Annotated in this window: 26 protein-coding genes; 13 read left to right on the forward strand and 13 right to left on the reverse strand. The window is 74.5% G+C overall.

What is annotated here, in order from left to right; all coding sequences use genetic code 11:
- Window positions 1–61 precede the first annotated feature (61 nt).
- The 3 genes from ABEB09_RS01925 (at window position 62) to ABEB09_RS01935 (ending at window position 1,846) form a co-directional block, all read left to right on the forward strand.
- A complete protein-coding gene (locus ABEB09_RS01925) occupies window positions 62–640 on the forward strand; it encodes a TetR/AcrR family transcriptional regulator (RefSeq protein ID WP_345686407.1) in 579 nt (192 codons plus the stop codon).
- An 83-nt stretch (window positions 641–723) separates the two neighbouring features.
- Window positions 724–1,506, forward strand: a complete 783-nt coding sequence (locus ABEB09_RS01930; protein ID WP_345686409.1) for an oxidoreductase — start codon at window positions 724–726, stop codon at window positions 1,504–1,506.
- A 175-nt stretch (window positions 1,507–1,681) separates the two neighbouring features.
- On the forward strand, window positions 1,682–1,846 hold the full coding sequence (locus ABEB09_RS01935) for a hypothetical protein (protein WP_345686411.1): 165 nt from the start codon (window positions 1,682–1,684) through the stop codon (window positions 1,844–1,846).
- 427 nt (window positions 1,847–2,273) lie between these two features.
- On the opposite strand, the gene ABEB09_RS01940 is transcribed toward ABEB09_RS01935, so the two are convergent.
- Window positions 2,274–3,443: a Gfo/Idh/MocA family protein gene (locus ABEB09_RS01940; protein ID WP_345686413.1), complete on the reverse strand. Its 1,170-nt coding sequence runs from the start codon at window positions 3,441–3,443 to the stop codon at window positions 2,274–2,276.
- A gap of 143 nt (window positions 3,444–3,586) precedes the next feature.
- On the opposite strand from ABEB09_RS01940, the gene ABEB09_RS01945 reads away from it, so the two are divergent.
- Both ABEB09_RS01945 and ABEB09_RS01950 read left to right on the forward strand, forming a co-directional pair.
- Window positions 3,587–4,642, forward strand: coding sequence for a LacI family DNA-binding transcriptional regulator (locus tag ABEB09_RS01945; RefSeq protein ID WP_345686415.1), 1,056 nt, complete (start codon window positions 3,587–3,589; stop codon window positions 4,640–4,642).
- A 159-nt stretch (window positions 4,643–4,801) separates the two neighbouring features.
- Window positions 4,802–5,035, forward strand: coding sequence for a hypothetical protein (locus tag ABEB09_RS01950; protein ID WP_345686417.1), 234 nt, complete (start codon window positions 4,802–4,804; stop codon window positions 5,033–5,035).
- 89 nt (window positions 5,036–5,124) lie between these two features.
- On the opposite strand, the gene ABEB09_RS01955 is transcribed toward ABEB09_RS01950, so the two are convergent.
- Window positions 5,125–5,577, reverse strand: coding sequence for a peptidoglycan-binding domain-containing protein (locus tag ABEB09_RS01955; RefSeq protein WP_345686419.1), 453 nt, complete (start codon window positions 5,575–5,577; stop codon window positions 5,125–5,127).
- 215 nt (window positions 5,578–5,792) lie between these two features.
- Window positions 5,793–6,455, reverse strand: a complete 663-nt coding sequence (locus tag ABEB09_RS01960) for an NADPH-dependent FMN reductase (RefSeq protein WP_345686421.1) — start codon at window positions 6,453–6,455, stop codon at window positions 5,793–5,795.
- Between the two features lie 176 nt (window positions 6,456–6,631).
- On the opposite strand from ABEB09_RS01960, the gene ABEB09_RS01965 reads away from it, so the two are divergent.
- From ABEB09_RS01965 to ABEB09_RS01995, 8 genes are all read left to right on the forward strand, one after another.
- The gene (locus tag ABEB09_RS01965) at window positions 6,632–7,489 is read left to right on the forward strand and encodes a helix-turn-helix domain-containing protein (RefSeq protein WP_345686423.1); all 858 of its coding nucleotides are present in this window, start codon (window positions 6,632–6,634) and stop codon (window positions 7,487–7,489) included.
- Between the two features lie 210 nt (window positions 7,490–7,699).
- Window positions 7,700–8,857, forward strand: coding sequence for an aKG-HExxH-type peptide beta-hydroxylase (locus ABEB09_RS01970; RefSeq protein ID WP_345686425.1), 1,158 nt, complete (start codon window positions 7,700–7,702; stop codon window positions 8,855–8,857).
- On the forward strand, window positions 8,850–9,134 hold the full coding sequence (locus tag ABEB09_RS01975) for a PqqD family peptide modification chaperone (RefSeq protein WP_345686427.1): 285 nt from the start codon (window positions 8,850–8,852) through the stop codon (window positions 9,132–9,134). The genes ABEB09_RS01970 and ABEB09_RS01975 overlap by 8 nt, the downstream gene beginning before the upstream one ends.
- A gap of 132 nt (window positions 9,135–9,266) precedes the next feature.
- Entirely contained in the window at window positions 9,267–9,383 is a 117-nt protein-coding gene (locus ABEB09_RS35105; protein ID WP_463657520.1) for an LWPPW motif RiPP peptide, read from the forward strand.
- Window positions 9,384–9,437: 54 nt separating this feature from the next.
- Window positions 9,438–10,988 carry an FAD-dependent monooxygenase gene (locus ABEB09_RS01980; RefSeq protein ID WP_345686429.1) on the forward strand — a complete coding sequence of 517 codons (1,551 nt, stop codon included), beginning with the start codon at window positions 9,438–9,440 and terminating at the stop codon, window positions 10,986–10,988.
- Between the two features lie 98 nt (window positions 10,989–11,086).
- Window positions 11,087–11,881, forward strand: a complete 795-nt coding sequence (locus ABEB09_RS01985) for an AAC(3) family N-acetyltransferase (protein WP_345686431.1) — start codon at window positions 11,087–11,089, stop codon at window positions 11,879–11,881.
- Window positions 11,878–12,234: a DUF779 domain-containing protein gene (locus ABEB09_RS01990; protein ID WP_345686433.1), complete on the forward strand. Its 357-nt coding sequence runs from the start codon at window positions 11,878–11,880 to the stop codon at window positions 12,232–12,234. Before ABEB09_RS01985 ends, ABEB09_RS01990 begins: the two co-directional genes overlap by 4 nt.
- A 63-nt stretch (window positions 12,235–12,297) precedes the next feature.
- Entirely contained in the window at window positions 12,298–13,545 is a 1,248-nt protein-coding gene (locus ABEB09_RS01995) for a phosphodiester glycosidase family protein (protein WP_380841400.1), read from the forward strand.
- A 10-nt stretch (window positions 13,546–13,555) separates the two neighbouring features.
- Here the strand turns inward: ABEB09_RS01995 and ABEB09_RS02000 are convergent, their stop codons facing one another.
- The 10 genes from ABEB09_RS02000 to ABEB09_RS02045 all read right to left on the reverse strand — a co-directional run bounded on the left by ABEB09_RS02000 (window position 13,556) and on the right by ABEB09_RS02045 (window position 23,495).
- Window positions 13,556–13,750, reverse strand: a complete 195-nt coding sequence (locus ABEB09_RS02000) for a hypothetical protein (protein ID WP_345686435.1) — start codon at window positions 13,748–13,750, stop codon at window positions 13,556–13,558.
- Window positions 13,751–13,875: 125 nt separating this feature from the next.
- Entirely contained in the window at window positions 13,876–14,661 is a 786-nt protein-coding gene (locus tag ABEB09_RS02005) for a nucleotidyltransferase domain-containing protein (RefSeq protein ID WP_345686437.1), read from the reverse strand.
- Window positions 14,658–15,314, reverse strand: coding sequence for an ABC transporter ATP-binding protein (locus ABEB09_RS02010; RefSeq protein WP_345686439.1), 657 nt, complete (start codon window positions 15,312–15,314; stop codon window positions 14,658–14,660). Before ABEB09_RS02010 ends, ABEB09_RS02005 begins: the two co-directional genes overlap by 4 nt.
- On the reverse strand, window positions 15,307–16,215 hold the full coding sequence (locus ABEB09_RS02015) for an ABC transporter ATP-binding protein (protein WP_345693814.1): 909 nt from the start codon (window positions 16,213–16,215) through the stop codon (window positions 15,307–15,309). The genes ABEB09_RS02010 and ABEB09_RS02015 overlap by 8 nt, the downstream gene beginning before the upstream one ends.
- Window positions 16,216–16,628: 413 nt before the next feature.
- Entirely contained in the window at window positions 16,629–17,522 is an 894-nt protein-coding gene (locus tag ABEB09_RS02020; protein WP_345686441.1) for an ABC transporter permease, read from the reverse strand.
- Window positions 17,515–18,507, reverse strand: coding sequence for an ABC transporter permease (locus ABEB09_RS02025; protein ID WP_345686443.1), 993 nt, complete (start codon window positions 18,505–18,507; stop codon window positions 17,515–17,517). Before ABEB09_RS02025 ends, ABEB09_RS02020 begins: the two co-directional genes overlap by 8 nt.
- Window positions 18,504–20,111, reverse strand: a complete 1,608-nt coding sequence (locus ABEB09_RS02030; RefSeq protein ID WP_345686445.1) for an ABC transporter substrate-binding protein — start codon at window positions 20,109–20,111, stop codon at window positions 18,504–18,506. Before ABEB09_RS02030 ends, ABEB09_RS02025 begins: the two co-directional genes overlap by 4 nt.
- Before the next feature lie 89 nt (window positions 20,112–20,200).
- Window positions 20,201–21,337: an acyl-CoA dehydrogenase family protein gene (locus ABEB09_RS02035; RefSeq protein ID WP_345686447.1), complete on the reverse strand. Its 1,137-nt coding sequence runs from the start codon at window positions 21,335–21,337 to the stop codon at window positions 20,201–20,203.
- Window positions 21,334–22,515: an acyl-CoA dehydrogenase family protein gene (locus tag ABEB09_RS02040; RefSeq protein ID WP_345686449.1), complete on the reverse strand. Its 1,182-nt coding sequence runs from the start codon at window positions 22,513–22,515 to the stop codon at window positions 21,334–21,336. Before ABEB09_RS02040 ends, ABEB09_RS02035 begins: the two co-directional genes overlap by 4 nt.
- Window positions 22,512–23,495, reverse strand: a complete 984-nt coding sequence (locus tag ABEB09_RS02045) for an NADPH:quinone oxidoreductase family protein (RefSeq protein ID WP_345686451.1) — start codon at window positions 23,493–23,495, stop codon at window positions 22,512–22,514. Before ABEB09_RS02045 ends, ABEB09_RS02040 begins: the two co-directional genes overlap by 4 nt.
- Window positions 23,496–23,510: the final 15 nt, after the last annotated feature.

Raw genomic sequence — 23,510 nt, forward strand, 5'->3', positions numbered from 1 at the left:
GGGCTGGGGCCGTCACCGAGTTCTTGACTTCAAGGTCCAGAACGATGCTAGTGTTCCGATCATGGGAAGGCCCAAGCAGTTCGATCCGGACGTCGCCGTTGAACGCGCCATGGACGTGTTCTGGCGAAAGGGGTATGCCGGAACCACGCCGCAGGATCTCGTCGACGAACTCGGCATCGGCAAGGGCAGCCTCTACAACACCTTCGGCAGCAAGCGCGCCTTGTTCGAGCAGGCGCTCCGCCGCTACCGCGACAGCCAGGCCGTCGCCCTGGTCGAGATGCTCGAGCAGCCCGGTCCGGTCAAGGCGCGTCTACGCAGGACGCTGGGGCTTCTCGCCGAGATGGACCTCGCCGACCCGGACCGCCGGGGCTGCATGGCCGTCAACGCGGCGGCCGAAATCGCCGGAACGGACGAGGAGGCAACCGATCTCGTCCAGCGCATGTTCGCCCGGACCGAGGACGCCTTCCGCGCTCTGATCGAGGAAGGGCAGCGTTCGGGAGAGATCGCACCCGAACGCGATCCCGCGGCCCTGGGGAGTCTGCTGCTGAACACGGTCGTGGGCTTGCGGCTCCTGGCACGCGTCGCCGAAGGCCCTGATCGACTGGTCCGGGTGATCGACGCGACGGTCGACTCCCTCTGACGCGAACCGCAGCACTCGCTCCGCCCGGAGCGCCAGTGCTTGCTGCCCATATTTTGTACTTACAGTTCAAGAACTGGAGCGTTGTGAACCTCAACCTCACCGCCAAGACCGCCGTCGTCACCGGTGCCGGCCGGGGCATCGGACTCGCCACCGTCCGGACTCTCACCGCCGAAGGCGTCCGCGTGGTGGGCGCCGCCCGGACCATCACGCCCGAATTGAAGGAAACCGGCGCCCACACGGTGTCGGCCGACCTGAGCACCGCCGAAGGCGTCACCACCCTGATGGACAGCGCCCTCGACGAGCTGGGCGGCATCGACCTGTTGGTGAACAACGTCGGTGGCGGGGACGACGTGGAGCCCGTCGGCTTCCTCGACACCGACGACACCCGGTGGACCCGCATCCTCGACCTCAACCTCCTCAGCGCCGTCCGCACCACCCGCGCGGCCCTGCCCAGCCTGATCGAACGCGGCGGATCGGTCGTCAACGTCTCGTCCATCAACTCCCGGCTGCCCGCCGCCGGTCCGGTCGCCTACAGCGCGGCCAAGGCGGCGCTCGCCGCGCTGGGGAAGTCCCTGGCCGAGGAGTTCGGGCCCCAGGGTGTGCGCGTGAACACCGTCTCCCCCGGAGTGGTCCGCACCTCCATCTGGGAGGACCCCGACGGCTTCGGCGGCAAGGTCGCGGCCGGAGCCGGGGCAGAACACGCCGAATTCCTCCGGCGGATACCGGAAGCCTTCAGCATCACCACCGGTCGCATGACCGAACCTCAGGAAGTGGCGGCCCTGATCGCGTTCCTTCTCTCCGACGTCGCCGGCAACATCAACGGCGCCGACCACGTCATCGACGGCGGCACGGTCAAGACACTCTGACCCGGAGAACTTCGGGCTCCGAACCTGCACGCCGTGTGCGCCGGCGCACACGGTGACGGCGCGGATGCCTTGTGCGGCGGCTGTCGGCGTCGGTGCGATGGCGACGGCTCTGTGCCTCACCGTCACCGCGCCGGGCACCGCACAGGCGGCTCGGTGCACCGTGAGAGTGTTCACGATGAGCAGTCGGGTCGGTACCCGGAACCTGACCCGCATCAGCAAAGGCACCGATCAAGTCATCACCCTCTTCAGCAGCCAGGACTGCACGGGGCCGTCCGCGCCCGTGTCGCCAGGGCAGGCGCGGCTCGCCCTTGAAGGGCTCGGCAGCTTCCACGCCCCCTGAGGCCGCGCACCCCCTGGAGACACGAGCCGGCCTCGCCGGTGAGGGGGCACGGGGGACTCAACAGACGCTCGCTGAGCGGATGTGGGCGAGCAGCGAAGCCGCGCCGTCCTCTGCCGCAATCCCGCCGGCGAGTTCGGCCGCACGGCGACGGTGGGCCGGCTCGGACAAGCAGGCCGTGATCCCGTCGCCGAGGGCTTCGGCGGTGAGGTCCCACGGTGCCCTCCGGTGATCCTCTCGGTGCGGTCCGTTCGGGACCTCACCGACTCATCCCGGATCACGGCGATGTGCCGCGGCAGGCAACGGGCTCCGCGTGCCGTCGCCACCGCGTCAGCCGGGCGACCGCGGTCCCCGCGGTACCCGCTGACGCATCGCCGCCTGCACCTCGTCGCGGCCGGGGCACGAACCCACGTTCGCGGGCGGGGCGCCGTCAGGTCGCGTCGGCCGCGTCCCCGACCCGCACCCACGTGCCCGTCGTCGCCGAACGGGTCATCGCGTCCAGGGCCTCGGCGCTGGACACGGCGTCCGTGAGGGTCGCGCCGCAGGGTGTGTCCTCGGTGATGGAGCGCAGGAACCGGTACGCCTCGACGACCTTGAGGTCGTCGTAGCCCATGGCGCACGCCGCGCCGGGCTGGAAGGCCGCGTACTCGCCGTGCCCGGGGCCGACGTACACGGTGCTGACGGGCTGGTCCTGGTAGCTGGTGCCCCGGCTGACGCCCAGTTCGTTCATGCGCCGGAAGTCCCAGAGGAGCGCGCCCTTCGTGCCGTGGACCTCGAAGCCGTAGTTGTTCTGCTCGCCCACGGAGACCCGGCAGGCCTCCAGGACGCCGCGCGCCCCGGAGGCGAAGCGCAGCAGGCAGGAGACGTAGTCCTCGTTCTCGACGGCACCGAGTTCGCCGCCGGTGGCGCGGCTGTGGCCGGCGGTGGCGCCACTGGGCCGGGCCCGCCGGGGGAGGAAGACGGCGGTGTCCGCGGTCAGCGAGGCGATCTCGCCCAGCAGGAAGCGGGCGAGGTCCACGCCGTGCGAGGCCAGGTCGCCCAGGACGCCGCTGCCGCCGCGCTCGCGTTCGTAGCGCCAGGTGAGGGCACCTTCCGGGTGGGCGGCGTAGTCGCTGAACAGGCGGATGCGGGCGTGCGTGACGGCGCCGATCCCGCCCGCGGCGATCAGGTCGCGGGCGGCTTCGACGGCCGGTGCGTTGCGGTAGTTGAAGCCGACCGTGCCCTGCACCCCGGACTTGGCGACGGCGTCCGCGACGGCGCGGGCATCGGCGGCGGTGAGGCCGACGGGCTTCTCGATCCAGATGTGCTTGCCCGCCTCGGCCATCGCGACGCCGATCTCGCGGTGCAGGAAGTTCGGCGCGGTGATGCTGACCGCCCGGACGCGCGGGTCCGCCGCGACCTCCCGCCAGTGCCGCGCGGTCGCGGCGAAGCCGAACTGCGCGGCGGCGGCCTCGGCCCGGCCCGGCACCTCCTCGGCGACCGTCACCAGTTCGGGGCGCACGAGCAGCTGCGGGTAGTGGTGCAGCACGCGCGCGTACGCCTGGGTGTGTACGCGTCCCATCCAGCCGAACCCGACGACCGCGACTCCGAGCTTCTCCATCGTTCACCTTCTTGGACCGGTCCAAACAGCGGGGCCTCCCACCCTCGGAGCGGGCAGCGGCCCCTGTCAAGCCTTTGACAGCCTCGATCACCTCTGCGAGAGTGCGATCACCCTGCAGGACGGATATGGAACGGTCCAAAGCCATGCCTGAGACGACCCCGTCGGGGCGCCGGCCCGCCACCCCGGCGCGCCCGACGATCCGTACCGTCGCCGAGCACGCCGGTGTCTCCAAGTCGCTGGTGTCGCTGGTGCTGCGCGGCTCGGAGCAGGTGCGCCCCGAGAAGCGGCAGGCGGTCCTGGACGCCATGCGGGAGCTGGGCTACCGCCCGAACGCGGCGGCGCGCAGCCTGAGCGAGCAGCGCACCCGTACGGTCGGGGTGCTCCTCAACGACCTCCGCAACCCCTGGTTCGTGGATCTCCTCGACGGCCTCAACTCGCTGCTCCACGCCAATGGTCTGCAGATGCTGATGGCCGACGGGCGGCTGAACCGGCGCGTCGGCCAGGGCCTGACCCGCCCGTTCCTGGACCTCCAGGTGGACGGCCTGGTGGTCGTGGGCACCCTGCCCGACGAGGCGGCGCTCGGCGCGGCCGCCGAGCGAATCCCGGTCGTCGTCGCCGGGGCGCGCGAGCCGGAACTGCCGAGGGTCGACGTGGTCGCCAACGACGACGAGCGGGGGGCGCGGCTCGCGACCGAGCACCTGATCCGGCTCGGCCACCGCACCATCGCCCATGTCGCCGGGTACGGCGCGGTGGGCGAGCTGCGTCGGCGCAGCTTCGAGGCGACGATGCGGGACCACGGTCTCGCGGACGGAACGCTCGTGGAGCCGAGCGACATGACCGAGGAGGGCGGCTACCGCGCCGCCGTACGGCTGCTCGGCGGGCCCCGGCGTCCGACCGCCGTGTTCGCGGTGAACGACATCGCGTCCGTCGGGGTGCTGTCGGCCGCGGAGGGGCTCGGTCTGCGCGTGCCGCAGGACCTGTCGGTCGTCGGCTACGACAACACCAGCCTCGCCCGGCTGCGCCACCTGTGGCTGACCACCGTCGACAACGCCAGCCACGACGTGGGCCGTCGCGCCGCCCAGTGCCTCCTGGACCGGTTCACCGAGCCGGACCTCCCGGGCCGGGTCCACCTCGCCGCACCCGCGCTGGAGGTCCGGGGCACCACGGCGGCACCGGGCGGCCGAGCCCGCGGGACGTGACCGTGTGCTCCGGGCCTGCGACGAGGTGCGCGGTACCCGTCCCCTCCTTGCACCGGCCCATGTCATGCAGCCGGCGCAGATTCCCCACGGACCGGGCCGGAGGACTGGAACGGAGCCACCCGCACGGCCATCCTGAAGCCCGACATGAGGGGGCACGGGATGGGTGGGCTGCTCTTCGGGCTGTTGATCGCCTTGTCCGCGGCGGCGTTTCTGATCCTCTTCGTCGGAGGAGCCCTGCTCGTCTGGGCCACCTGGGAACTCGGCGGACCGTGGCAGGGCACGTTCGCCGCGGTGATGTTCGCCGCGGTGTGGGTGATCCCGATAGTGAACTCGTTCGATCGGCGCGGCAAGGAGACGGTGGATCCCGCGGAGGGCACGGGTCCCGGTAGCTGACGGACGGGCAGCCCGAGCAGGACGCGGCGCTCGCGCCCTCCCCGGGAGGAGGACGCGAGCGCCTCACCGCACATGCCGGTCGGTCACCGTCAGCGGATGCACCACCACGTGTCCGGGCCCACGACGCCGTCCTGCGCGATGTTGCAGCGCCGCTGCGCCTCGATCACACCGGCCTTGGTCTTCGGGCCGAAGTCCCCGTCGATGGCGTGCGGGAAGATCCCCCAGTAGTCGAGGAGGCACTGGATCTCCTTGACCACGTTGCCCTTGGCGCCCTGGCGGACGATCTGCGTGCTCGTCGAGCTGTAGCCCGCCGTCCGGTTCGGGTGCGTCCCGGTCACCCGGCAGCGGCCCAGCGCGTCGGCCCGGCCCTCCGCCACCCTCGCCCCGTCGGCCGCCACCGGGTCGGCGGCCGTGCGCTGCGCGCCCCGGGCGGCCGTCGAGCCGCCGCTGTCCGCCACCGCCACACCGCCGGCCAGCCCGCCCACAAGGGCCAGCGTGGTGGCCCCCACCGCGACGCGCCGGCGTACCGTCCCACCGATCATGGTTCGTCCCCTCCGATTCGGTTTCCGGGCGGAGCCGCGGCGTGCAGCCACGCCGGGGCCTCGCCGCCCGAGGTCGTCCAGGACTCTCCCGCACCGGCCCACGCCGCCTCCACGGAACGGGACATCGCGGGACGTCACCGTCCTGACCTGCTGGGAAGCCGTGGCACCGGACACCGCCGTGGGACGGCGGGCGTTGCCGTACGGGCGCCCCCGGCTCAGCCGGCGTACGGGCGTTCGCTGCGCGCGGCGGTGAGGGCGTCGGCCCACCAGGCCAGTTCGTCGAGCATGACCTTCGCGGCGCCGGCCGGCTCCTCCGGCTGCTTCAGGTTTCCCTCCTCGTCGAAGAGGAGGTAGTAGCGCGGGAAGGAGACGTAGTTGCGGACGGTGTGCGCGTGGAGTTCGCCGAAGACCTGCTTCAGCTGCTCGATGGCCAGCACCCCGCCCGTACCGCCGCTGTAGCCGACGAACCCGATGGGCTTGGCCTGCCACTCCGTGAAGTGCCAGTCGATGGCGGCCTTCAGGGAGGCCGGGAAGCTCCGGTTGTACTCGGGGGTCAGCACCACGAACGCGTCGGCCTCCCGCAGCCGCCGCGTCAGGTCGGCCATGCCGTCGGGGCGGGGCATGTCGGGGTCGACGGCGGGCGGGACGGGCGGCAGCCGCAGCGGCAGCGGCCCGTCGGCGAGGTCGACGACGTCGGCGGTGAACGCGCCGTGGTCCTGGACCCGTTCGGCGAACCACCGGGCGACGACCGGTCCGAACCGGCCCTCACGGACGCTCCCGACGATCACCGCGAGCCGCAGCGGCCGGGTGGACGGAGAGGCCGAGGAGGACGAGGAGGCCGAGGAGGACGAGGTGTCGGAGGAGGGGGACACGGACATGGGACAGGCTCCTGTTTCGCTGTGGGGTGCCGACTCCGCGGCATCCGGCGGGGACGCTGCCGGGGTTCCGGCCGCGCTCTCCAACCTGCCGTCGCCGCACGTCCGCAGGGAGACCGGCCCGAGGGTGGTAGTGGCAGGGCCACCCTCGGCGCGGCCCCCGCTGGTACGTTCGAGCCGTGAGCGATCACGACAACGAACTCGGACTGTTCCTGCGGGCCCGCCGCGAGGCCGTGACACCCGCCGCGGTGGGCCTGCCGGCAGGCCCGCGCCGCCGTACACCCGGCCTGCGCAGGGCCGAGCTGGCGACCCTCGCGGGGGTCAGCGTCGAGTACCTCACCCGGCTGGAACAGGGGCGCGACCGGCGCCCCTCCGCCGGTGTGCTGTCCACGCTGGCCGATGTGCTCCAGCTGACCACGCCGGAACGGGTGCACCTCTTCCGCCTCACCAAGGCCGCCGAGGGCTTCCGCTGCACGGGCGGGCAGCCGCGACCGTCCCTGACCGTCCGGCCCGCGGTGCAGGCGCTGCTGGCCCGCATGGAACCCACCCCCGCCGTGCTGCTCAACCGGCTGGGGGACGCGCTCGCGCACACCGACGGCTACGCACGACTGGCCGGGCCGCTCGGCCTGCTGGACGGTACGCCGCCGAGCCTCGCGCGGTTCGTGTTCACCGACCCGCGCGCCCGGACGGTCTTCCCGGACTGGGAGCACGTCGCGGACGAGCAGGTCGCGGCGCTGAAGCAGGGGCCGTTCCGGGCAGACGCGCACGTGGCGGCGCTCGTCGACGAATTGACGGTCGCCGCCGGGGAGGCCTTCACACGGCGCGTGGCGACCGTGCCGGGCGTGCCCTCGACGAACGGCGTCGCCCGGTGGGTCCACCCGGAGGGCGGCGAGCTGCGCCTGGCGTACGAGACGCTGGAACTGCCGGCCGACGACCTGCGGATCGTGGTCCACCTGCCGGGCGACGAGACCACCGCGGAGGCGCTGCACACCCTGACGGCGCCGGCCCCGCGCGCACTGCGGGCCGTCCCGGACTGACGCACGGGCGCGAGATGCACGGGTGCCCGTACGGCGGTCGCGTACGCGCCTCGCGCACGGGCCTCGTGTACGGGCCTCGTGTACGGACGGGCACAGGTGTCACACGGAGGCGGTGCCTCAACTTCCGCCTCACGACGCACTCTTGACGCACGCCGTACACCCCGGGTTGGATCGGGCCTCGTCGGCCGAGCCTTTCACCGAGGAGGTTCCGTGTCCGTCCACGACGACGATCTCGTCCCGGTTGAACGTGCGCTTGCTTCACACCCCGAGTTCAGCGACGCCCCGGCCATCACCCTGAAGGCCGCCGAGTTCTACCGTTTCGCGCTCGACCTGCTCTGCGAACGCTCGCGTACGGTGGCCGACCTCACGGCGGGCATCCGTGACGAAACCGGGGAGATCCCGGTCGCGGTCACCGAGGACCCGCTGGTGCGGGTGACGCTCGACGAGGCCGTGTCCCGGCTGGAGCGGGGCTTCCTCTCCGAGGACGCCTGGACCGAGGTCGTCACCATGCTGCGCCTCGTCTCCGACGCGCTCCGGATCCACGGGCCCACGGCCGCCCCCACCGGCGCCGGCATCTCCGCGGGCCGTCGCGTACGGGTCTCACCGGGCCGGGACGCCTGGCTCTGCGGCACCGGGCGCGGCAGTACGGCGCCGCTGGACGGCACCTTCCTCAACACCTTCGAACGGGACTTCCTCCGCGGTGTCCCCGGCGACCTCCTCGACCCCACCGAGGACCAGGCCCGCCTGCTCGACGACGGGTTCGCCGCCCTGTCGGCCCTCCTTCCCGAGCTGGGCGCGAGCGTCGCGGCCCACTACATCGGCGTGGGCGTGGTGGACGTGCGCACCGAGGGCGAGACGTTCCTCGCGGGCAACGTCGGGCGCATCCCCGGCGTCGTGTTCTTCTCGCCGAACCGGATGGCCGCACCGTGGCGGTTCGCCGAGACGGCGCTGCACGAGGGCCTGCACCTGAAGCTGTTCGACATCCAGCGCTCGGCGAGCATCTTCGCCGCGCCCGAGCGCCTGGGAGACGGCCCCAAGGTCAAGGTCCCCTGGCTCAAATGGGCCTCCATGGTCGCCCCGAACGAGTGGGCGCTCGACCGGGCACTGGGCGCGTTCCACGTGTACGCCCACCTCGTCCTGTTCCGGGCGGCGCTGCGCACCCGGCTGACCCCCGAACTGAAGGAACGTTTCGGCGGACCGGAGGCCCAGGACCCTCCGTCGCTGTACCGCTTCGGCGCCGAACGCGCCCACTACCTCGGCGAGGAGATCCTGTCCCGGGGCGGGGACGAGCTGACCGACCACGGGCGGGAGTTCGTCACCTGGCTACTGGAGACCACCGCGCCGGTGAAGGAGGACACCCATGTCTGACCTTCTTTACGCCAAGGCTCCCGGCCTGCGCACGCGCCCCGTCGAGGCCGCGGGCGCCCTGATGGTCTTCACCCCGGACAAGCCGAAGGTGCACTGGCTGAACCTGGCCGGCTGGTACCTCTTCGAGCTGAGCGACGGCACCGGCGAGGAGACCATCGCCGCCGAGTACGCCGAGGCGGTCGCCGGGCAGATCCCGCGCGACGAGGCGCTGCGGCAGGCCCACGACTGCCTGGCGGACCTGGTGCGGCGCGGCATCCTCGTCACCACCTCTTCCTGAGCCGGACGCCGGCCCGGCGGAAGCCCACCCGGCGTAGCCGATCCGCCGCGGCGCCCCGCCGGCCGCCCCCACGCTCCTCCGTTCCGTCCGGACCGGAGGTTCCTCCTGCCCTAGCCGAAGGAGGTGAACCCCATGACCGAGCAGCTGAAGAAGAGGCTGGCCAAGGCGGAGAACGTGACGCCGCCGAAGGTGGCCGCGCCGTCCAGGGACCAGCGCCTGTGGCCCCCGTGGTACATGCAGAAGCACTGAGCGACCGGTGCGCCGGCCCGCGCGCGGGCCGGCGCCCTTCGGGGAAGGCGGTTCATGCGGCAGGTACCGGTCCTCGTGGTGGGCGGCTCGCTCACCGGGCTGTCGGCGGCCCTGTTCCTCGGCGCGCACGGCGTACCGTGCCTGGTCGCCGAGCGCCGCGACGGCGTCCTGGCCCACCCCCGGCTGCGTGGCCTGCTGCCGCGGGCCATGGAGCTGTACCGGCAGGCCGGGGCCGAGACGGCGATCCTCGAACGCTGCCCGCCGGCCGCCCCGGTCTCCGACCTGGTGTCCGTGCACGCCCGGACCCTGTCGGAGCGTCATGAGCCGCTCGCGCCCACCGAGGACGAGGACGAGGCCGACCCGGGCTCCGGCGGGGGCGCGGTGTCCCCTTGCGCGTTCGTGCCCATCGGCCAGGACGACCTGGAGGCCGTCCTCCTGGACGAGGCGTGCCGGCGCGGCGCCGACGTGCGCTTCGGCACCGAACTGACCGGCCTGGAACAGGACCCCGAGGGGGTGACCGCGCGGCTGCGCGCCCCCGACGGCACGGTCGAGACGGTCCGGGCCGCCTACGTGATCGCCGCGGACGGCGCCGGCAGCCCCGTACGCCGTGGGCTCGGCATCGGCCGCACCGGTCCGGGCGCGCTCTTCCACATGGCCACGGTGCACCTCCGCGCCGACCTCTCCCCCGCGCTGCGCGGCCGCCCCCTCGGCATGGCCTACCTGGACAGCCCCGCGCCCGGCACCACCCTCGGCCCGCTCGACTCCACCGGCCTCCACTGGTTCTTCGCCACCTCCGTACCGCCGGGTGACGGCACGGACCACGATCCGGCCGCCTGGGTCAGGGCGGCCACCGGACTGCCCGGACTCGACGTGGAGGTGCTGGAGCAGATCCCGGGCTCGGGCCGGCGGATCTCCACGTTCCCCGTGGGCGCCTGGGTCGCCGACCGCTTCCGCGAGGGGCGGATGTTCCTCGCCGGGGACGCGGCCCACCTGATGCCGCCGACCGGCACGTTCGGCGGCCTGACCGCCGTCGTGGACGCGCACGACCTCGCGTGGAAGCTGGCGCTCGTGCTGCGCGGCGACGCGGGACCGGCGCTGCTGGACACGTACGGCGCGGAGCGGCGCCCGGCCGCCGAGCGCGCGATGCGCCAGGCGTACACGCGTGCCCGGCGACGCTGGCGGCTACCCGGGTCCGTCCCGGACGAGCCGGTGCTGCCGACGGGTGTGCTGATGTACGGCGCCGCCGAGCCCTCCGGCGCGCCCGGCACGCGCGCCCCGCACGTGTACGTGTCCGACGGGGCGTCGTCCTCCTCCGCCGTGTCGACGCTCGACCTGTACGGGGCCGGTCTCGTGATGCTGGTCGGTCCGGAGGGTGACGCCTGGTCGGAGGCGGCCGCGGAGGCCGCTCGCCGGCTGTCCGTGCCGGTCGAGGTGTACCACCTGGACGAGGAGCTGGCGGCGCCGCACGGTCTGGCCCGCGGCGGGGCGCTGCTGGTCCGGCCGGACGGTGTCGTCGCGTGGCGGGACGACGGCGGCGACGGCGACGGCGGTGCCGATCCGGGCGGCACGGTGGAGAAGGTGCTGCGCGGGCTGCTGTGCCGGTGACCTCCGCCCCGAGCCTGGCTCCAAGGCCGGTGCGCGAACGGCAGTTTGGCTTCTTCCGGCGTCCGGTGGCGGCGGTTCCGCCTCTACGATGGGCCGTCATGGACGAGCGCCGACTGACCGCGCAGCTGTCCGCGCTGGGGGTGGAGCAGGGCGGATTCCTGCTGGTCCACTCCTCGCTGCGGGCCCTGGGGCCGGTGGCGGGCGGGGGCGCGGCGGTGCTGCGGGCGCTGCGCGGGGCGCTCGGACCGCAGGGCACGCTCGTCGTCCCCACGTTCACGGCGCACAACTCGGACACGTCGACGGCGTACCGGGAGCGGGTGCGTGGCCTGGACGCGGCCGGGGCGGCGGCGTACCGCGCGGCGATGGAGCCGTTCGACCCGGGGAGCATGGCGTCGTCCGGGGTGGGGATCCTGCCGGAGCTGGTGCGGGCGGCGCCCGGCGCCCTGCGCAGCGCCCACCCGCAGACGTCGTTCGCGGCGCTCGGCCCGTACGCGGAGAAGGTCGTCTCCGGGCACCGCGCGGACTGCCACCTCGGCGAGGACTCGCCCCTCGCCCGGCTGTACGAACTGGGGGCGCGCGTCCTGCTGCTGGGCACCGGGTTCGCCGTGTGCTCGGCGTTCCACCTGGCCGAGTACCGGGTGCCCGCGCCGCCGCGCCGCGTCTACCGCTGTGTGGTGCGCGACGGTGCCACGGGGAGGCGGTGGTGGTCGTACGAGGACGTGGCCCTCGACGACGGGGACTTCGGGGCGCTCGGGGCGGACCTGGAGGGCTCGGGCCGGGTCGCCGTGCGCTCCGGCACGGTGGGGGCGGCCCCGTCCCGGCTGATGGGGCTGGCCGAGGCCGTGGACTACGCACAGGACTGGCTGTCGAGGAACCGGGTGGTGGACCGATGACACGTACTTCGCGGGTGGAGCTGACCCCCGCAGCCGCCGGACTGCTGCGGCGGCTGCGGGAGGTCCATGGGCCGCTGATGTTCCATCAGTCGGGCGGCTGCTGCGACGGCAGCGCGCCGATGTGCTACCCGGCGGGTGAGTTCCGCACGGGTGACGCCGATGTGCTGCTGGAGTCCCTGCTGGTGGACGGGGTGGCGGAGCCCGTACCGTTCTGGATGTCGCGGGCGCAGTACGAGGTGTGGAGCCACACCCGGCTGGTCGTGGACGTGGTGCCGGGCCGGGGCAGCGGGTTCTCACTGGAGGCGCCGGACGGCGTAAGGTTCCTGATCCGTTCGCGGATCGCCGGTTCGTAGCCGCGCCGGGCGGGGCAGCTCTTCGGGGAACCGAACAAGGAGCCCTGACCCTGTGGGGGGATCGTGAGCGTGCTGCCGCTGCGCAGACGTCTGTCCGTTCTGGTCGCTCTGGTGGGGTGCGCGGTGCTGGCGCCGCCCGCCGCCCGCGCCTCGGCTCCGCCGCCCGCCCCGGCGCCGGTGGCCGCGTCCGCCGGACGGGCGGTCGCGGCGGGGGTGACGTACCGGGTGTTCGACCTGCCGACGTCGCGGGGAACGGCCCGGGTCCATCTGCTGTCGGCGGACCTCGGCGATCCGCGGGTGTCCGTGGGGCTGTTGTACCCGGGGGTGGTCGCGGCGCGGGCGCCGCTGTCCCGGCTGGCCGACGGTGCCGGGGCCGTCGCGGGCATCAACGGCGACTTCTTCAACCTGACGGAGGTTCAGCATCCGGGGGTCGAGGCGACCGGTGCCCCGGTGGGGCCGGCGGTGGCCGGCGGGCGGGCGCTGAAGGCCGCCGTGCCGCGGGCGCAGCGCTTCGGTCCCTCGCTGCCGCCCGGCACGAACACCCGTCAGGTGCTGGGCGTGGACCAGGACGGCCGGGCCCGGCTGGGTGAGCTGGTCCTGCGCGGGGCGGTGACGACACCGGACGGGACGCTGCCGCTCGGCGGGCTCAACCAGTACGCGCTGCCGGTGGGGTCCGTCGGCGTGTTCACCAAGGACTGGGGGTCGGTGTCCCGGCTGCGGTCCACGTGCGGCACGGACTCCGACCGCGGGGCGCCGTGCAGCGCGGAGACGTACGAGGTGACGGTGCGCGGCGGCCGGGTCGTCGCCGTCGCGGGGACCCCCGGGCGGGGCGCGATCGCACCGGGGACGCAGGTGCTGGTCGGGCGCGAGGAGGGCGCGCGCCACCTGCGCGGGCTGGCGGTGGGCGACCGGGTGCAGGTGAGCCACCGGCTGGTGTCCGCCGGCCGGGACGTGGCCTACCGGTTCGCGGTGGGCGGGTTCCCGGTGCTGCTGGGCGGTGCGCCGCTGCGCGGCATGGACGGTGTGACGTCCGCGGTGCGCACGGCCGCGGGGATCGGCGCGGGCGGCCGGCGACTGCTGCTGCTCGCGCTGGACGGCGGGGAGGGCTACCGCAGCGGGCTGACGGTGGTCGAAGTGGCCGAGCTGCTGCGCGACCTGGGGGCGGTGGACGGCATGAACCTGGACGGCGGGGGCTCGTCCACCCTGGTGGCCCGCACGGGCGGGTCCGCCGGCGTGCGCGTGCTCAACCATCCGAGCGGCGGGGTGGAACGCGCCGTGCCCAACGGCATCGGCCTCTTCGTGGCGCCGTGACGTCCGGCCGTCACGGTTTGACGCGGCTGACGACGTCGGCGGTGGCCGCGACGCCGTCGTAGATGGTCGGCGCGACGCTCGTACCGGCCAGCAGGAAGCCGAGCAGGGCGCAGACGAGCGCGTGGGAGAGCTTGAGGCCACCGCTGCGCAGGAAGACCACCGCCAGGATCAGCAGGAGCAGCACGACGGAGATGGATACGGCCATGGGTCACCCTCCTCGGCCAGGCGCCGCACGGGGTGTGCGGCATTCGGCGGCCAGTCTGGCGGAGTGACGGCGCCGGACGGCCGTACGGCGTGTCGGCCGAACGGGTACGAATCGAGGTCCCGCCGTTACCCGCGGAGGCGGCGGCTCCGTGCGGTGCGCACGGCGTCGTCCAGGGCGGGGGCGAGGAACGACCGGGTCAGCTCCGCGCGGCGGGCGCGCCACGCCGCGGTTGCGGGGTCCGGGTCGGCGTCGTAGCGGCGCCGGCGGATGTCGGCGACGACGTCGGCGGGAGCGCCGAGCGCGGCCAGGACGTCCAGGGCCTGGCCCTTGGTGATGAGCCTGCCGGAGCGCAGGGTCTCGTGGGCGCGGGCCAGGGTGAGCAGGCCCAGGTCGACCCAGACGTCCTGGAGCCACCGGTCGGCGTGGTCGACGGCGGGCCGCCAGTATCCGGCCAGGTCCTCGACGATGTGGTCGTGCAGTTGACCGTCCGTCACCTCAGGGACGACGCCCGCCGGTGGCGGTCCCGCCAGCACGCGCCCGAAGGCGTGCAGCTCCCGCCGCGTCACGAGGGTCACGGGGCGGTGCAGCAACTCGCGGTGCGCCCAGGCCGGGTGGTCGCGTGCCGGGTCGTCGAGCGCGCCGGCCGCGACGTAGGCGCAGTGGAGCTTCGCCGCCAGGGGCACGTCGGCGTCGAGCCGCCGGTGCAGGGCGAGGAGCCGCTGCCGCTCCTCGGGCGTCCAGGGCCGGTGGAGCACGGCGACGAGGTCGAGGTCGCTGCGGCCGGGCCGGTAGTCGCCCCCGGCCAGGGAGCCGTGCGCCCAGAGGGCGGTCAGGGGCAGCGCCTGCCGCAGCGCGGCGGTGAACCGGTCGAGGAGCCCGGCGGTGTCCGGGTCGAGGGGGTCGTCGCTCATGCCGGCGATCCTGCCCAGTCGACCGTGCGGTCGCACCAGCGTTCCAGGAGCACCCGGTCGTGGCCCACGGCGAGCAGCCCCGCGCCGGTCTCCCGGCGGTAGTCCTCGACGGCGGCGACGAGCGCGGCCGTGGTGGACGCGTCGAGCATGGCGGTCATCTCGTCGCACACGAGGTACCGCGGGCGCAGGGCCAGCGCCCGGGCCAGGCAGGCACGCTGGAGCTGGCCGTCGCTCACCTCGTGCGGGCGGCGCGCCAGCAGGTCGGCGGTGAGGCCCACGGCCGGGGCGAGCGCGGCGAGACGGTCGGCGGCCTCGGCGCGGCGGCCGGTGGCCCGCAGCGGCTCGGCGATCAGGTCGTACAGCCGCAGCCGCGGGTCGGCGGACTGGCGGGGCTGCTGGAAGACGACGCCGATCGCGGTGCGCAGCCGGCGCGGGGCGCGGTGGCGCCAGCCCCGTACCTCCTCGCCGTCGACGGCGACGGTGCCGGCGTCGGGGCGGTGGAGCAGCGCGGCGACCCGGGCCAGGGTCGACTTGCCGCAGCCGCTGGGGCCGAGCAGGCCGACGGCCTCGCCGGGGGCGACCGAGAGGGACACGTCCCGCAGGACGGGCGCGCGGCGGTCGTACCCGGCCGTGAGGGAGCGGAGTTCAAGCACGGTCGTCCTCCCGCGCGTCGTGCGGGTGGTGGCAGGCGACCCCGTCCGCGAAGTGCGGCAGGGCCTGGCAGGCGGTGCCGGCGCGGGCGCAGCGCGGGGCGAACGCGCAGCCGCCGGGCAGGTCGCCCAGCTCGGGCGGCAGGCCCGGGATGGGCGTGAACTCCCGCTCCGGCAGGGCGGCGAGCAGCCCGCGGGCGTACGGATGGCGGGGGCCCGGCCCGTCGAAGAACCGGCCGGCGTCGGCGATCTCGACGATCCGGCCCGCGTACATCACGGCGACCCGGTCGGCGATCCGCCGGGCCGCCGCGAGGTCGTGGGTGATCACCAGCAGGGCGTGGCCCTCGTCGGCGTGGCGGCGCAGTTCGCCGGCGGTGCGGTCGACGAGGTCGCGGTCGAGTCCGGTGGTGGGTTCGTCGGCGAGGAGCAGCGGGGCGTCGCCGACGAGGGCGAGGGCGGTCGCGGCGCGCTGGGCGAGGCCGCCGGACAGCTCGTGCGGGTGGCGGTCGAGGTGGTCGGCGGGGAACGCGGCGCGGGCCGCGGCCGTGGCGGCGGCCTCCCGGCGCTTCGCCCGCGGGGTGCCGGTCAGTTCGCGCAGGGTCTCCACCAGCTGGGCGCGCACGGTGCGGACCGGGGTGAGGTGGGCCGCCGGGGACTGTGGGACGAGGCCGACGCGGCGGCCCCGTACGGTGCGGGCGAGGGTGCGTTCGTCGGCGGCGAGCAGGTCGGTGCCGTCGACGACGGCGGAGCCGGCGGTCTCGGCGTTGCCGGGCAGCAGGCCGAGGAGGGCGGAGGCGAGGACGGACTTGCCGCAGCCGCTCTCGCCGACGAGGACCAGGCACTCCCCCGCCGCGACGTCGAAGCGCGCGTCGGTGACGGCGGCGACGTACCGGCCGCCGGGCATGCGGAAGCGCACGGACAGCCCCCGCACGGACAGCACGGGGTCGGCGCCGGTACGGCCGGCCGAGACTTCAGGGCCGCTGGCCTCCACGAGGCTGGCGGCCGGGGTCGCGGGGCTCGCGGCCGGGGTCGCACTGTCTGCGGGGCTCCCGGCAGGGGTCCCAGCCTCCACGGGAGTCGCGGCCGGGGTCCCAGCCTCCACGGAACTCGCAGCCGGGGTCCCAGTGTCCACGGGACTCGCGGCCGGGGTCGCAGTGTCTGCGAGGCTCGCGGCTGGGGCCGCAGCGTCCGCGGAACTCGCGGCAGGGGTCCCAGCCTCCACGGAACTCCCGGCCGGGGTCCCAGCCTCCACGGAACTCGCGGCCGGGGTCCCAGCCTCCGCGGGGCTCGCGGCCGGGGTCGCGGTGTCTGCGGGGCTCACAGCATCAGCTCCGATCGGCGGCGGGGGCTGAGGCGTTCCCGCCAGGCCCCCGCCAGGGCGGCGAGGGCGAGGGTCGGGACGATCAGGAACAGCCCGGGGAACAGGGTCGGCCACCAGGCGCCCGTCAGCAGCGAGCCGCGCGCGGCCTGCACGAGGTTGCCGAGGCTCGCCTCGTGCGTGGGCAGGCCGAGGCCCAGGAACGACAGGGCGGACTCGTGCCACATGGCGTGCGGGATCATGAGGACCGCGGCGATCCCCGCCTGCGGGGCCACGGCCGGCAGTAGGTGACGGACCGTCACGCGCAGGCGCGACGCACCGCCGGAGACGGCCGCGTCGATGTACGGGCGGGAGCGCAGCGACAGCACCTCGGAGCGGACGATCCGCGCCGTGGACAGCCAGTGCGTGACCGCGACGGACGCGATGACCGGCCAGATGCCGGGCCGGAACAGGGCGACGACGAAGATGCCGAGCAGCAGGTGCGGCACGGAGGAGACGGTGTCGACGGCCCGCATGACGAGCCGGTCGGCCCAGCCGCCGGCCGCCGCTGCCGCCGCGCCGACGGCGGTGCCGACGACGGTCGCGGCGAGCGCGGCGACCAGCCCGACGAGCAGGGACACGCGCAGTCCGTGGACGCAGCGGAGCAGCAGGTCGCGGCCGACGTCGTCGGTGCCGAAGGGGTGCTCCCACGAGGGCGGGAGCAGCTTCAGCGACAGGTCGACGGCCTGCTCGTCGAGCGGCGCCAGGGCCGGGACGAGGAAGGCGGTCAGCGCGACGAGCGCGACGACAGCGCCGGGTACGGCGAGGCGCGCGGTGGCGCGGGAACGGCCGCGGGCGTCACGGGTGCGGCCGCGGGAGTCGCGGGAGCGCCAGACGAGGTCGGTGTCAGCCATCGAAGCCCACCCTGGGGTCGGCGAGACCGTAGAGGAGGTCGGACAGGAGGTTGCCGAGGAGGACCGCCGCGGTGGCGAGCACGGTGAGCGCGGCGAGCAGCGGGAAGTCCACGGAGACGGCGGCCTGGACGGTGGCGGCGGCGATGCCGGGCCAGCTGAAGACGGTCTCCACGAGCAGGGCGCCGGTGATGAGTTCGGGCACGCGCGAGCCGACGAGCGTGAGCATGGGCAGCATGCCGGAGCGCAGGGCGTGGCGGCCGAGGACGGTGCGTTCGCGCAGGCCCCGGGCGCGGGCGCCGCGCACGTGGTCCTCGTCGAGCGCGTCGGCGACGCCCTGCCGTACGTACAGGAAGAACCACGGCAGCTGGGAGACGCCGAGGACGGCGGCGGGCAGGACCAGGTGGCGGGCGACCTGCCCGGCGGTGACGGTGTCGCCGCCGGTGTCGGTGAGGCCGCCGGGCGGGAGGACGCCCAGCTTCAGGGCGAACAGCCAGATGGCGAGCAGGCCCAGCCAGAACGCGGGGGCCGCTTCGAGGGTGTACGCGGCGGCGGTGGCGCACCGGTCGAACAGCCCGCCGCGGCGGCGTGCGGCGAGCACGCCGAGAGCGGTGCCGAGGAGGATCGCGAGGGCGAAGGCGGTAACGGCGAGCAGCGAGGACCAGCCGATCCGCTCGGCGATGACGTCGGCGACGGGCCGGCGCATGACGGTGGAGTCACCGAGGTCGCCGGTGACGGCGGAGGTGAGCCAGTGCCACCAGCGGGTGGTGAACGGCTGGTCGGCGCCGAGGTTGGCGCGCAGCTGGTCCAGGTTCTCCTGGGAGGCGGTGAGTCCGGCGGCGCCGGTGTACGCCTTGACGGGGTCGAACGGGGAGGCGGCGGCCACGGCGAAGACGCCGAAGGTGACGAGGAGGAGGACGGGGGCGGCGAACAGGGCCCGCCGTCCCGTCATCCGCGCCATGGCCCCCCAGGGGAGGCGGCGGGTCACTTCTTCGGCGTCCAGTCCTCGACGTTCCACCAGGGGCCGAAGCCCAGGCCGTGGTCGTGCGGCTCGGTCAGGGTGCTCGGGCCGTTCCAGTCGTCGTTCAGGACGTACACGTGGTCGACGTAGGTGAGGAAGGTGTAGGCCGGGTTCTGGGCGAGCCGTCGCTGGACGGTGTCGTAGGAGGCCTTCCGCTTCGCCGGGTCGGCGGTCCTGCGGCCGTCCTCCAGGGCGCGGTCGACGGCCGGGTCGGTGTACCACGCCATGTTGTTGAAGCCGTCGCCGGCGAGGGTGGACTTGAGCAGCGGGTACTGGTCGAAGTCCGGGTCGGCGGGCGAGCCGCCGCCGGCGAGGACGGCGTCGTGCTCCATGCGCGGCTCGATGACCTCCCAGGTGCCGGCCTGGACCTTGACGGCGATGCCGGCCTTCTTGGCGTCGGAGGCGTAGGCGAGGGCGTGGTCCTGGCGGAGCTTGTCGCCGGAGGGGTACCAGAGCGGGAACTCGGCGCGGACGCCGTCCTTGACGCGGATGCCGTCGGCGCCGGGCTTCCAGCCGGCCCCGTCGAGGATCTTCCGGGCGGCGTCGAGGTCGTGGCGGCGTTCGGTGCCCTTGGCGAACCAGGTGGAGTCGGTGGGGACGGGTCCGTGGGCGGGCTTGCCGGCGCCGCCGAGGATCTTGTCGACCATGGCCTGCCGGTCGACGGCGAGGTCGAGGGCCCGGCGGACGGCGGTGTCCCCGGCGACCTTGTTGTGGGTGGGCAGGGTGACGGCGCGGTAGTCGTGCGTGGCCGCTTCGACGGTGCGCCGCGACGGGTCGTGGGCGAAGCCCTTGGCGAGGTCGGGCGGCAGGATGGCGCCGTCGAGGTCGCCGGCGCGCAGGCGGGTGGCGCGGACGTCGTCGTCCTTGACGATCGCCATGGTGAGCTTCTTGACCTCGGGCTCGCCGCCCCAGTAGCGCGGGTTGGCCTTGAAGGTGATCTTCTCGCCCTTGGACCAGCCGGCGAGGACGTAGGGGCCGCTGCCGACGGGCCGGGTGGTGAACGGGCCGGTGTTGACGTCCTGCTTGCCGGCGATGTGCTCGGGGGCGATGCCGAGGACGGTCCGCTGGGCGAAGGGGGCGTACGGGTACTTGAGGGTGAAGATCACGGTGCGGTCGCCGCTCGCCCGGACGTCCTTGAGGGCGTCGAGTTCGGTGCGGGACGGGTTGTTCGTCCTCGGGTCGAGGATGGTGCGGTACGTGAAGACGACGTCCTTGGCGGTCAGCGGCGTGCCGTCGCTGAAGGTGACCCCGGGGCGCAGGGTGTACGTGTAGGTGAGGCCGTCCGGGCCGACGCGGGGCAGCGCGGTGGCGAGGGCGGGCTTCAGGCCGGTGGCGCCGTCGGTGGCGAGGAGCCCGTCGAACAGCTTGGAGTTGCCGTCCTTGCCGTAGCCGAGGAGCGGGCTGAGCGTCTCGGGCTCCTGGGCGATGCCGACGACCACGCCGTCGCGCGCGGCCGCGCCGCCCGATCCGGCGCCGCCCGGGTTCGAGCAGGCCGCCGCGGTGAGGGCCAGCGCCGTGGCCAGCGTCGCGGCGGCCGTGCCGCGTATGCGTCGGGCGGATCGGGCGGTCATGGAGGCCACACCCCTTAAGAAAGATCAACTGTTGTTGCGAACGATTCGCAATTAAACAGCATGTACGAGGGTGAGCGCTGCTGGACCCCTTACCGCTGCCGAGCCTCCGGGGTCACGGGCGGCCGGAGGTCGACCAGCGCGGCCAGCGTGTCCTTGTGGTGCCCGGCGGAGCCGAGGGCGAGCTGGTCGGCCTTGGCGCGCTTGAGGTAGAGGTGCGCCGGGTGCTCCCAGGTCATGCCGATGCCGCCGTGCAGCTGGACGCACTCCTCGGCGGCGCGCACGGCCACCCGGGAGCAGTACGCCTGGGCCACGGCCACCGCGAGGGGCGCCTCGGCGCTGCCGGTGGCCAGGGCGTCGGCGGCGTTGCGGGCGGCGGCGCGGGCGCCGGCGACCTCCAGCCACAGCTGCGCCATACGGTGCTTGAGCGCCTGGAAGGAGCCGACGGGCCGGTTGAACTGGTGCCGTTCGCGGGTGTGCCGCACGGCCTCCTCCAGGCACCATTCGGCCACGCCGAGCTGCTCGGACGCGAGGAGCCCGGCACCGGCGAGGAGGCCGCGCCGGACGGCCGCGCGGGCGGTGTCGGCATCGGCGATCCGGGTGCCGGGGGCGGCTCCGGTGCCGCTTCCGGTGAGGGTGACCGTGGCGAGGGGTCGGGTCAGGTCGAGCGGGACCCGCGGCTCGATCCGGGCGTCCGCCGCGTCGACCGCGTACAGCCCGTCGGGGCGCGGCACGAGCAGGACGTCGGCGAGGACGGCGTCGGCGACGGCGGGGACGGGGCCCGCGTCGGCGACGGCGACGGGCCCGACGGCGGGATCGGCGGCGGGGCCGGTGGTGAAGGGGACGGCGAGGACGGCGACCTTGCGGCCGGCGGCGAGGTCGCCGAGCAGCTCGCCGGCGCCACGCAGCTCGCCGGCGTCCAGCGCCAGCAGCGTCTCGGTGGCGACTACCGAGCTGGTGAGGTACGGGACCGGGGTCACCGCGCGGCCCAGCTCCTCCAGCACGACGGCGGCCTCGCGGTGGCCGGCGCCCTGGCCGCCGAGCTTCTCGGGGACGAGGAGGCCGGCGGCGCCGATCCCGGTGGCCAGCGCGGACCACAGGTCCGGGTCGCACGGCGTGCCGTCCTCGACGCGGGCGGGCAGCTCGGCCGGGCCGGCCCGGTCGGTGAGCAGGGAGCGTACGGCGGCCCGCAGGTCGGACTCGGCCTCGGAGTAGAGCAGATCGGTCATTTGGCGAGGTCCTTCCACGGCACGTCCTTGTCGTCGCGGGGCTCGGCGGGCAGTCCGAGGACCCGTTCGGCGACGATGTTCAGCAGCACTTCGCTCGTGCCGCCCTCGATGGAGTTGCCCTTGGACCGCAGGTAGCGGTAACCCGCGTCGCGGCCGGTGAAGTCGACGAGTTCGGGGCGGCGCATGGTCCACTCCCCGTACAGCAGGCCCTCGTCGCCGAGGAGTTCCACCTCCAGGCCGCTGATCTGCTGGTTGAGCCGCGCGAAGGAGAGCTTCGTCGCGCTGCCCTCGGGGCCGGGCCGGCCGGCGGCGAGCTGCTGGCGCAGCCGTTCGCCGGTGAGCCGGGCCACCTCGGCCTCGACCCACAGGTCCAGCAGGCGCTGGTGGAGGTCGTGGGTGCGCAGTTCGGGCCGTTCGCGCCAGGTGCGGGAGACGGGGCCGATCATGCCGCCTTCGCGCGGGACCGGGGTGCCGCCGATGGAGACGCGTTCGTTCATGAGGGTGGTGCGGGCGATGGCCCAGCCGTCGCCGACTTCGCCGACGCGGTGGCTGTCGGGAATGCGTACGCCGGTGAGGAAGACCTCGTTGAACTCGGCCTCGCCGGTGATCTGGCGCAGGGGGCGCACCTCGACGCCGGGGTCCGTCATGTCGCACAGGAAGTAGGTGATGCCGCGGTGCTTGGGCGCGTCCGGGTCGGTGCGGGCGATGAGGATCGCCCAGCGGGCGAGGTGGGCGCTGGACGTCCACACCTTCTGCCCGTCGACCACCCAGGTGTCGCCGTCGCGTACGGCGCGGGTTCCGAGGGCGGCGAGGTCGGAGCCGGCGCCCGGCTCGCTGAACAGCTGGCACCAGACCTCCTCCCCCAGCCACAGGGGGCGCAGGAAGCGCCGCTTCTGCTCGTCGGTGCCGTGGGCGAGGATCGTCGGGGCGGCCATGCCGAGCCCGATGCCGATCCGGCGGGGGTCGTTGTCGGGGGCTCCGGCGGCGTCGAGTTCGGCGTCGACGACGGTCTGGAGGGCGCGGGGCGCCCCGAGGCCGCCGAGGCCCACGGGGTAGTGCACCCAGGCGAGCCCGGCGTCGAAGCGGGCCGCGAGGAAGTCGGCCGGGGCGGTGGTGGCCGGCGGGTGCGCGGCGAGCAGGTCCCGTGCGCGGCGGCGCAGTTCGGTGGCTTCGATCATCGGGCGGCTCCTTCCGCGGTGGTCGCCGCGGGGACGACGACGAGGCGGCCGGTGGTGGTGCCGGCGGCGAGGCGCTGGACGGCGCCGGCCGCGTCGGCGAAGGGGACGCGCTCGCTGACGAGCGGCTTGACGAGGCCCTTCGCGGCGTACGCGGTGAGGGTGTCGTGGCAGTCGCGGACGGCCTGCGGGTCCTTCTGGTGGTAGAGGCCCCAGTGGAGGCCGAGGATCGTGTAGTTCTTCACGAGGGCGTGATTGAGGGCGGGTGCCGGGATGTCGCCGCTGGCGAAGCCGACGACGACGATGCGGCCCTCGAACGCCACGCACTTGGCGGACTTGGCGTAGGCGTCGCCGCCCACCGGGTCGTAGATCACGTCGGCGCCGCGCCCGCCGGTGGCGTCCTTGACCGCGGCGACGAGGTCGTCGGTGTGCCGGTCGACAACGAGGTCGCAGCCCAGGTCGCGGGCGACGGCGGCCTTGGCGGCGCCGCCGACGACCCCGACGACCCGCGCTCCGGCGGCCTTGCCGAGCTGGACGGCGGCGCTGCCGACGCCGCCCGCGGCGGCGTGGACGAGCAGGGTCTCGCCCTCCTTGAGCGCCGCTCTGCGGTGCAGCCCGAACCAGCCGGTCTGGTAGCCGATGTGCAGGGCGCCCGCCTCGGCGTCGTCGAGCGCGTCGGGCGCGGGGAGCAGCGCGGCCTCGTCGGCGACGGTGTACTCGGCGAGGCCGCCGTGGGGCAGGGCCGGGGTGGCGATCACCCGGCGGCCGTCCTCGGTCTCCGCGCAGACCTCGACGCCGGGGGTGAAGGGCAGGGGCGGGCGGATCTGGTAGTGGCCGCGGCAGAGCAGCGCGTCCGGGAAGTTGACGTTCGCGGCCCGGACCCTGAGCAGCACCTGCCCGGGGCCGGGCACGGGCGGCTCCGTCTCTTCGAGCCGCATCACCTCGCTCGGCTCGCCGTTCCGGTGCACGCGCCATGCCTGCATAGGGGCCTCCACAGT

Origin of the sequence: Streptomyces coeruleoprunus, from assembly GCF_039542925.1 — a bacterium.
Taxonomy (GTDB): Bacteria; Actinomycetota; Actinomycetes; order Streptomycetales; family Streptomycetaceae; genus Streptomyces; species Streptomyces coeruleoprunus.

What these genes read in the sequence shown, in the direction of transcription:
- ABEB09_RS01925 (WP_345686407.1), top strand. Translation starts at nt 62, where the DNA reads ATGGGAAGGCCCAAGCAGTTCGATCCGGACGTCGCCGTTGAACGCGCC.
- ABEB09_RS01935 (WP_345686411.1), top strand. Translation starts at nt 1,682, where the DNA reads ATGAGCAGTCGGGTCGGTACCCGGAACCTGACCCGCATCAGCAAAGGC.
- ABEB09_RS01940 (WP_345686413.1), bottom strand. Translation starts at nt 3,443, where the DNA reads ATGGAGAAGCTCGGAGTCGCGGTCGTCGGGTTCGGCTGGATGGGACGC.
- ABEB09_RS01945 (WP_345686415.1), top strand. Translation starts at nt 3,587, where the DNA reads ATGCCTGAGACGACCCCGTCGGGGCGCCGGCCCGCCACCCCGGCGCGC.
- ABEB09_RS01950 (WP_345686417.1), top strand. Translation starts at nt 4,802, where the DNA reads ATGGGTGGGCTGCTCTTCGGGCTGTTGATCGCCTTGTCCGCGGCGGCG.
- ABEB09_RS01955 (WP_345686419.1), bottom strand. Translation starts at nt 5,577, where the DNA reads ATGATCGGTGGGACGGTACGCCGGCGCGTCGCGGTGGGGGCCACCACG.
- ABEB09_RS01960 (WP_345686421.1), bottom strand. Translation starts at nt 6,455, where the DNA reads ATGTCCGTGTCCCCCTCCTCCGACACCTCGTCCTCCTCGGCCTCCTCG.
- ABEB09_RS01975 (WP_345686427.1), top strand. Translation starts at nt 8,850, where the DNA reads ATGTCTGACCTTCTTTACGCCAAGGCTCCCGGCCTGCGCACGCGCCCC.
- ABEB09_RS35105 (WP_463657520.1), top strand. Translation starts at nt 9,267, where the DNA reads ATGACCGAGCAGCTGAAGAAGAGGCTGGCCAAGGCGGAGAACGTGACG.
- ABEB09_RS01980 (WP_345686429.1), top strand. Translation starts at nt 9,438, where the DNA reads ATGCGGCAGGTACCGGTCCTCGTGGTGGGCGGCTCGCTCACCGGGCTG.
- ABEB09_RS01985 (WP_345686431.1), top strand. Translation starts at nt 11,087, where the DNA reads ATGGACGAGCGCCGACTGACCGCGCAGCTGTCCGCGCTGGGGGTGGAG.
- ABEB09_RS01990 (WP_345686433.1), top strand. Translation starts at nt 11,878, where the DNA reads ATGACACGTACTTCGCGGGTGGAGCTGACCCCCGCAGCCGCCGGACTG.
- ABEB09_RS02000 (WP_345686435.1), bottom strand. Translation starts at nt 13,750, where the DNA reads ATGGCCGTATCCATCTCCGTCGTGCTGCTCCTGCTGATCCTGGCGGTG.
- ABEB09_RS02005 (WP_345686437.1), bottom strand. Translation starts at nt 14,661, where the DNA reads ATGAGCGACGACCCCCTCGACCCGGACACCGCCGGGCTCCTCGACCGG.
- ABEB09_RS02015 (WP_345693814.1), bottom strand. Translation starts at nt 16,215, where the DNA reads ATGCCCGGCGGCCGGTACGTCGCCGCCGTCACCGACGCGCGCTTCGAC.
- ABEB09_RS02020 (WP_345686441.1), bottom strand. Translation starts at nt 17,522, where the DNA reads ATGGCTGACACCGACCTCGTCTGGCGCTCCCGCGACTCCCGCGGCCGC.
- ABEB09_RS02030 (WP_345686445.1), bottom strand. Translation starts at nt 20,111, where the DNA reads ATGACCGCCCGATCCGCCCGACGCATACGCGGCACGGCCGCCGCGACG.
- ABEB09_RS02035 (WP_345686447.1), bottom strand. Translation starts at nt 21,337, where the DNA reads ATGACCGATCTGCTCTACTCCGAGGCCGAGTCCGACCTGCGGGCCGCC.
- ABEB09_RS02040 (WP_345686449.1), bottom strand. Translation starts at nt 22,515, where the DNA reads ATGATCGAAGCCACCGAACTGCGCCGCCGCGCACGGGACCTGCTCGCC.
- ABEB09_RS02045 (WP_345686451.1), bottom strand. Translation starts at nt 23,495, where the DNA reads ATGCAGGCATGGCGCGTGCACCGGAACGGCGAGCCGAGCGAGGTGATG.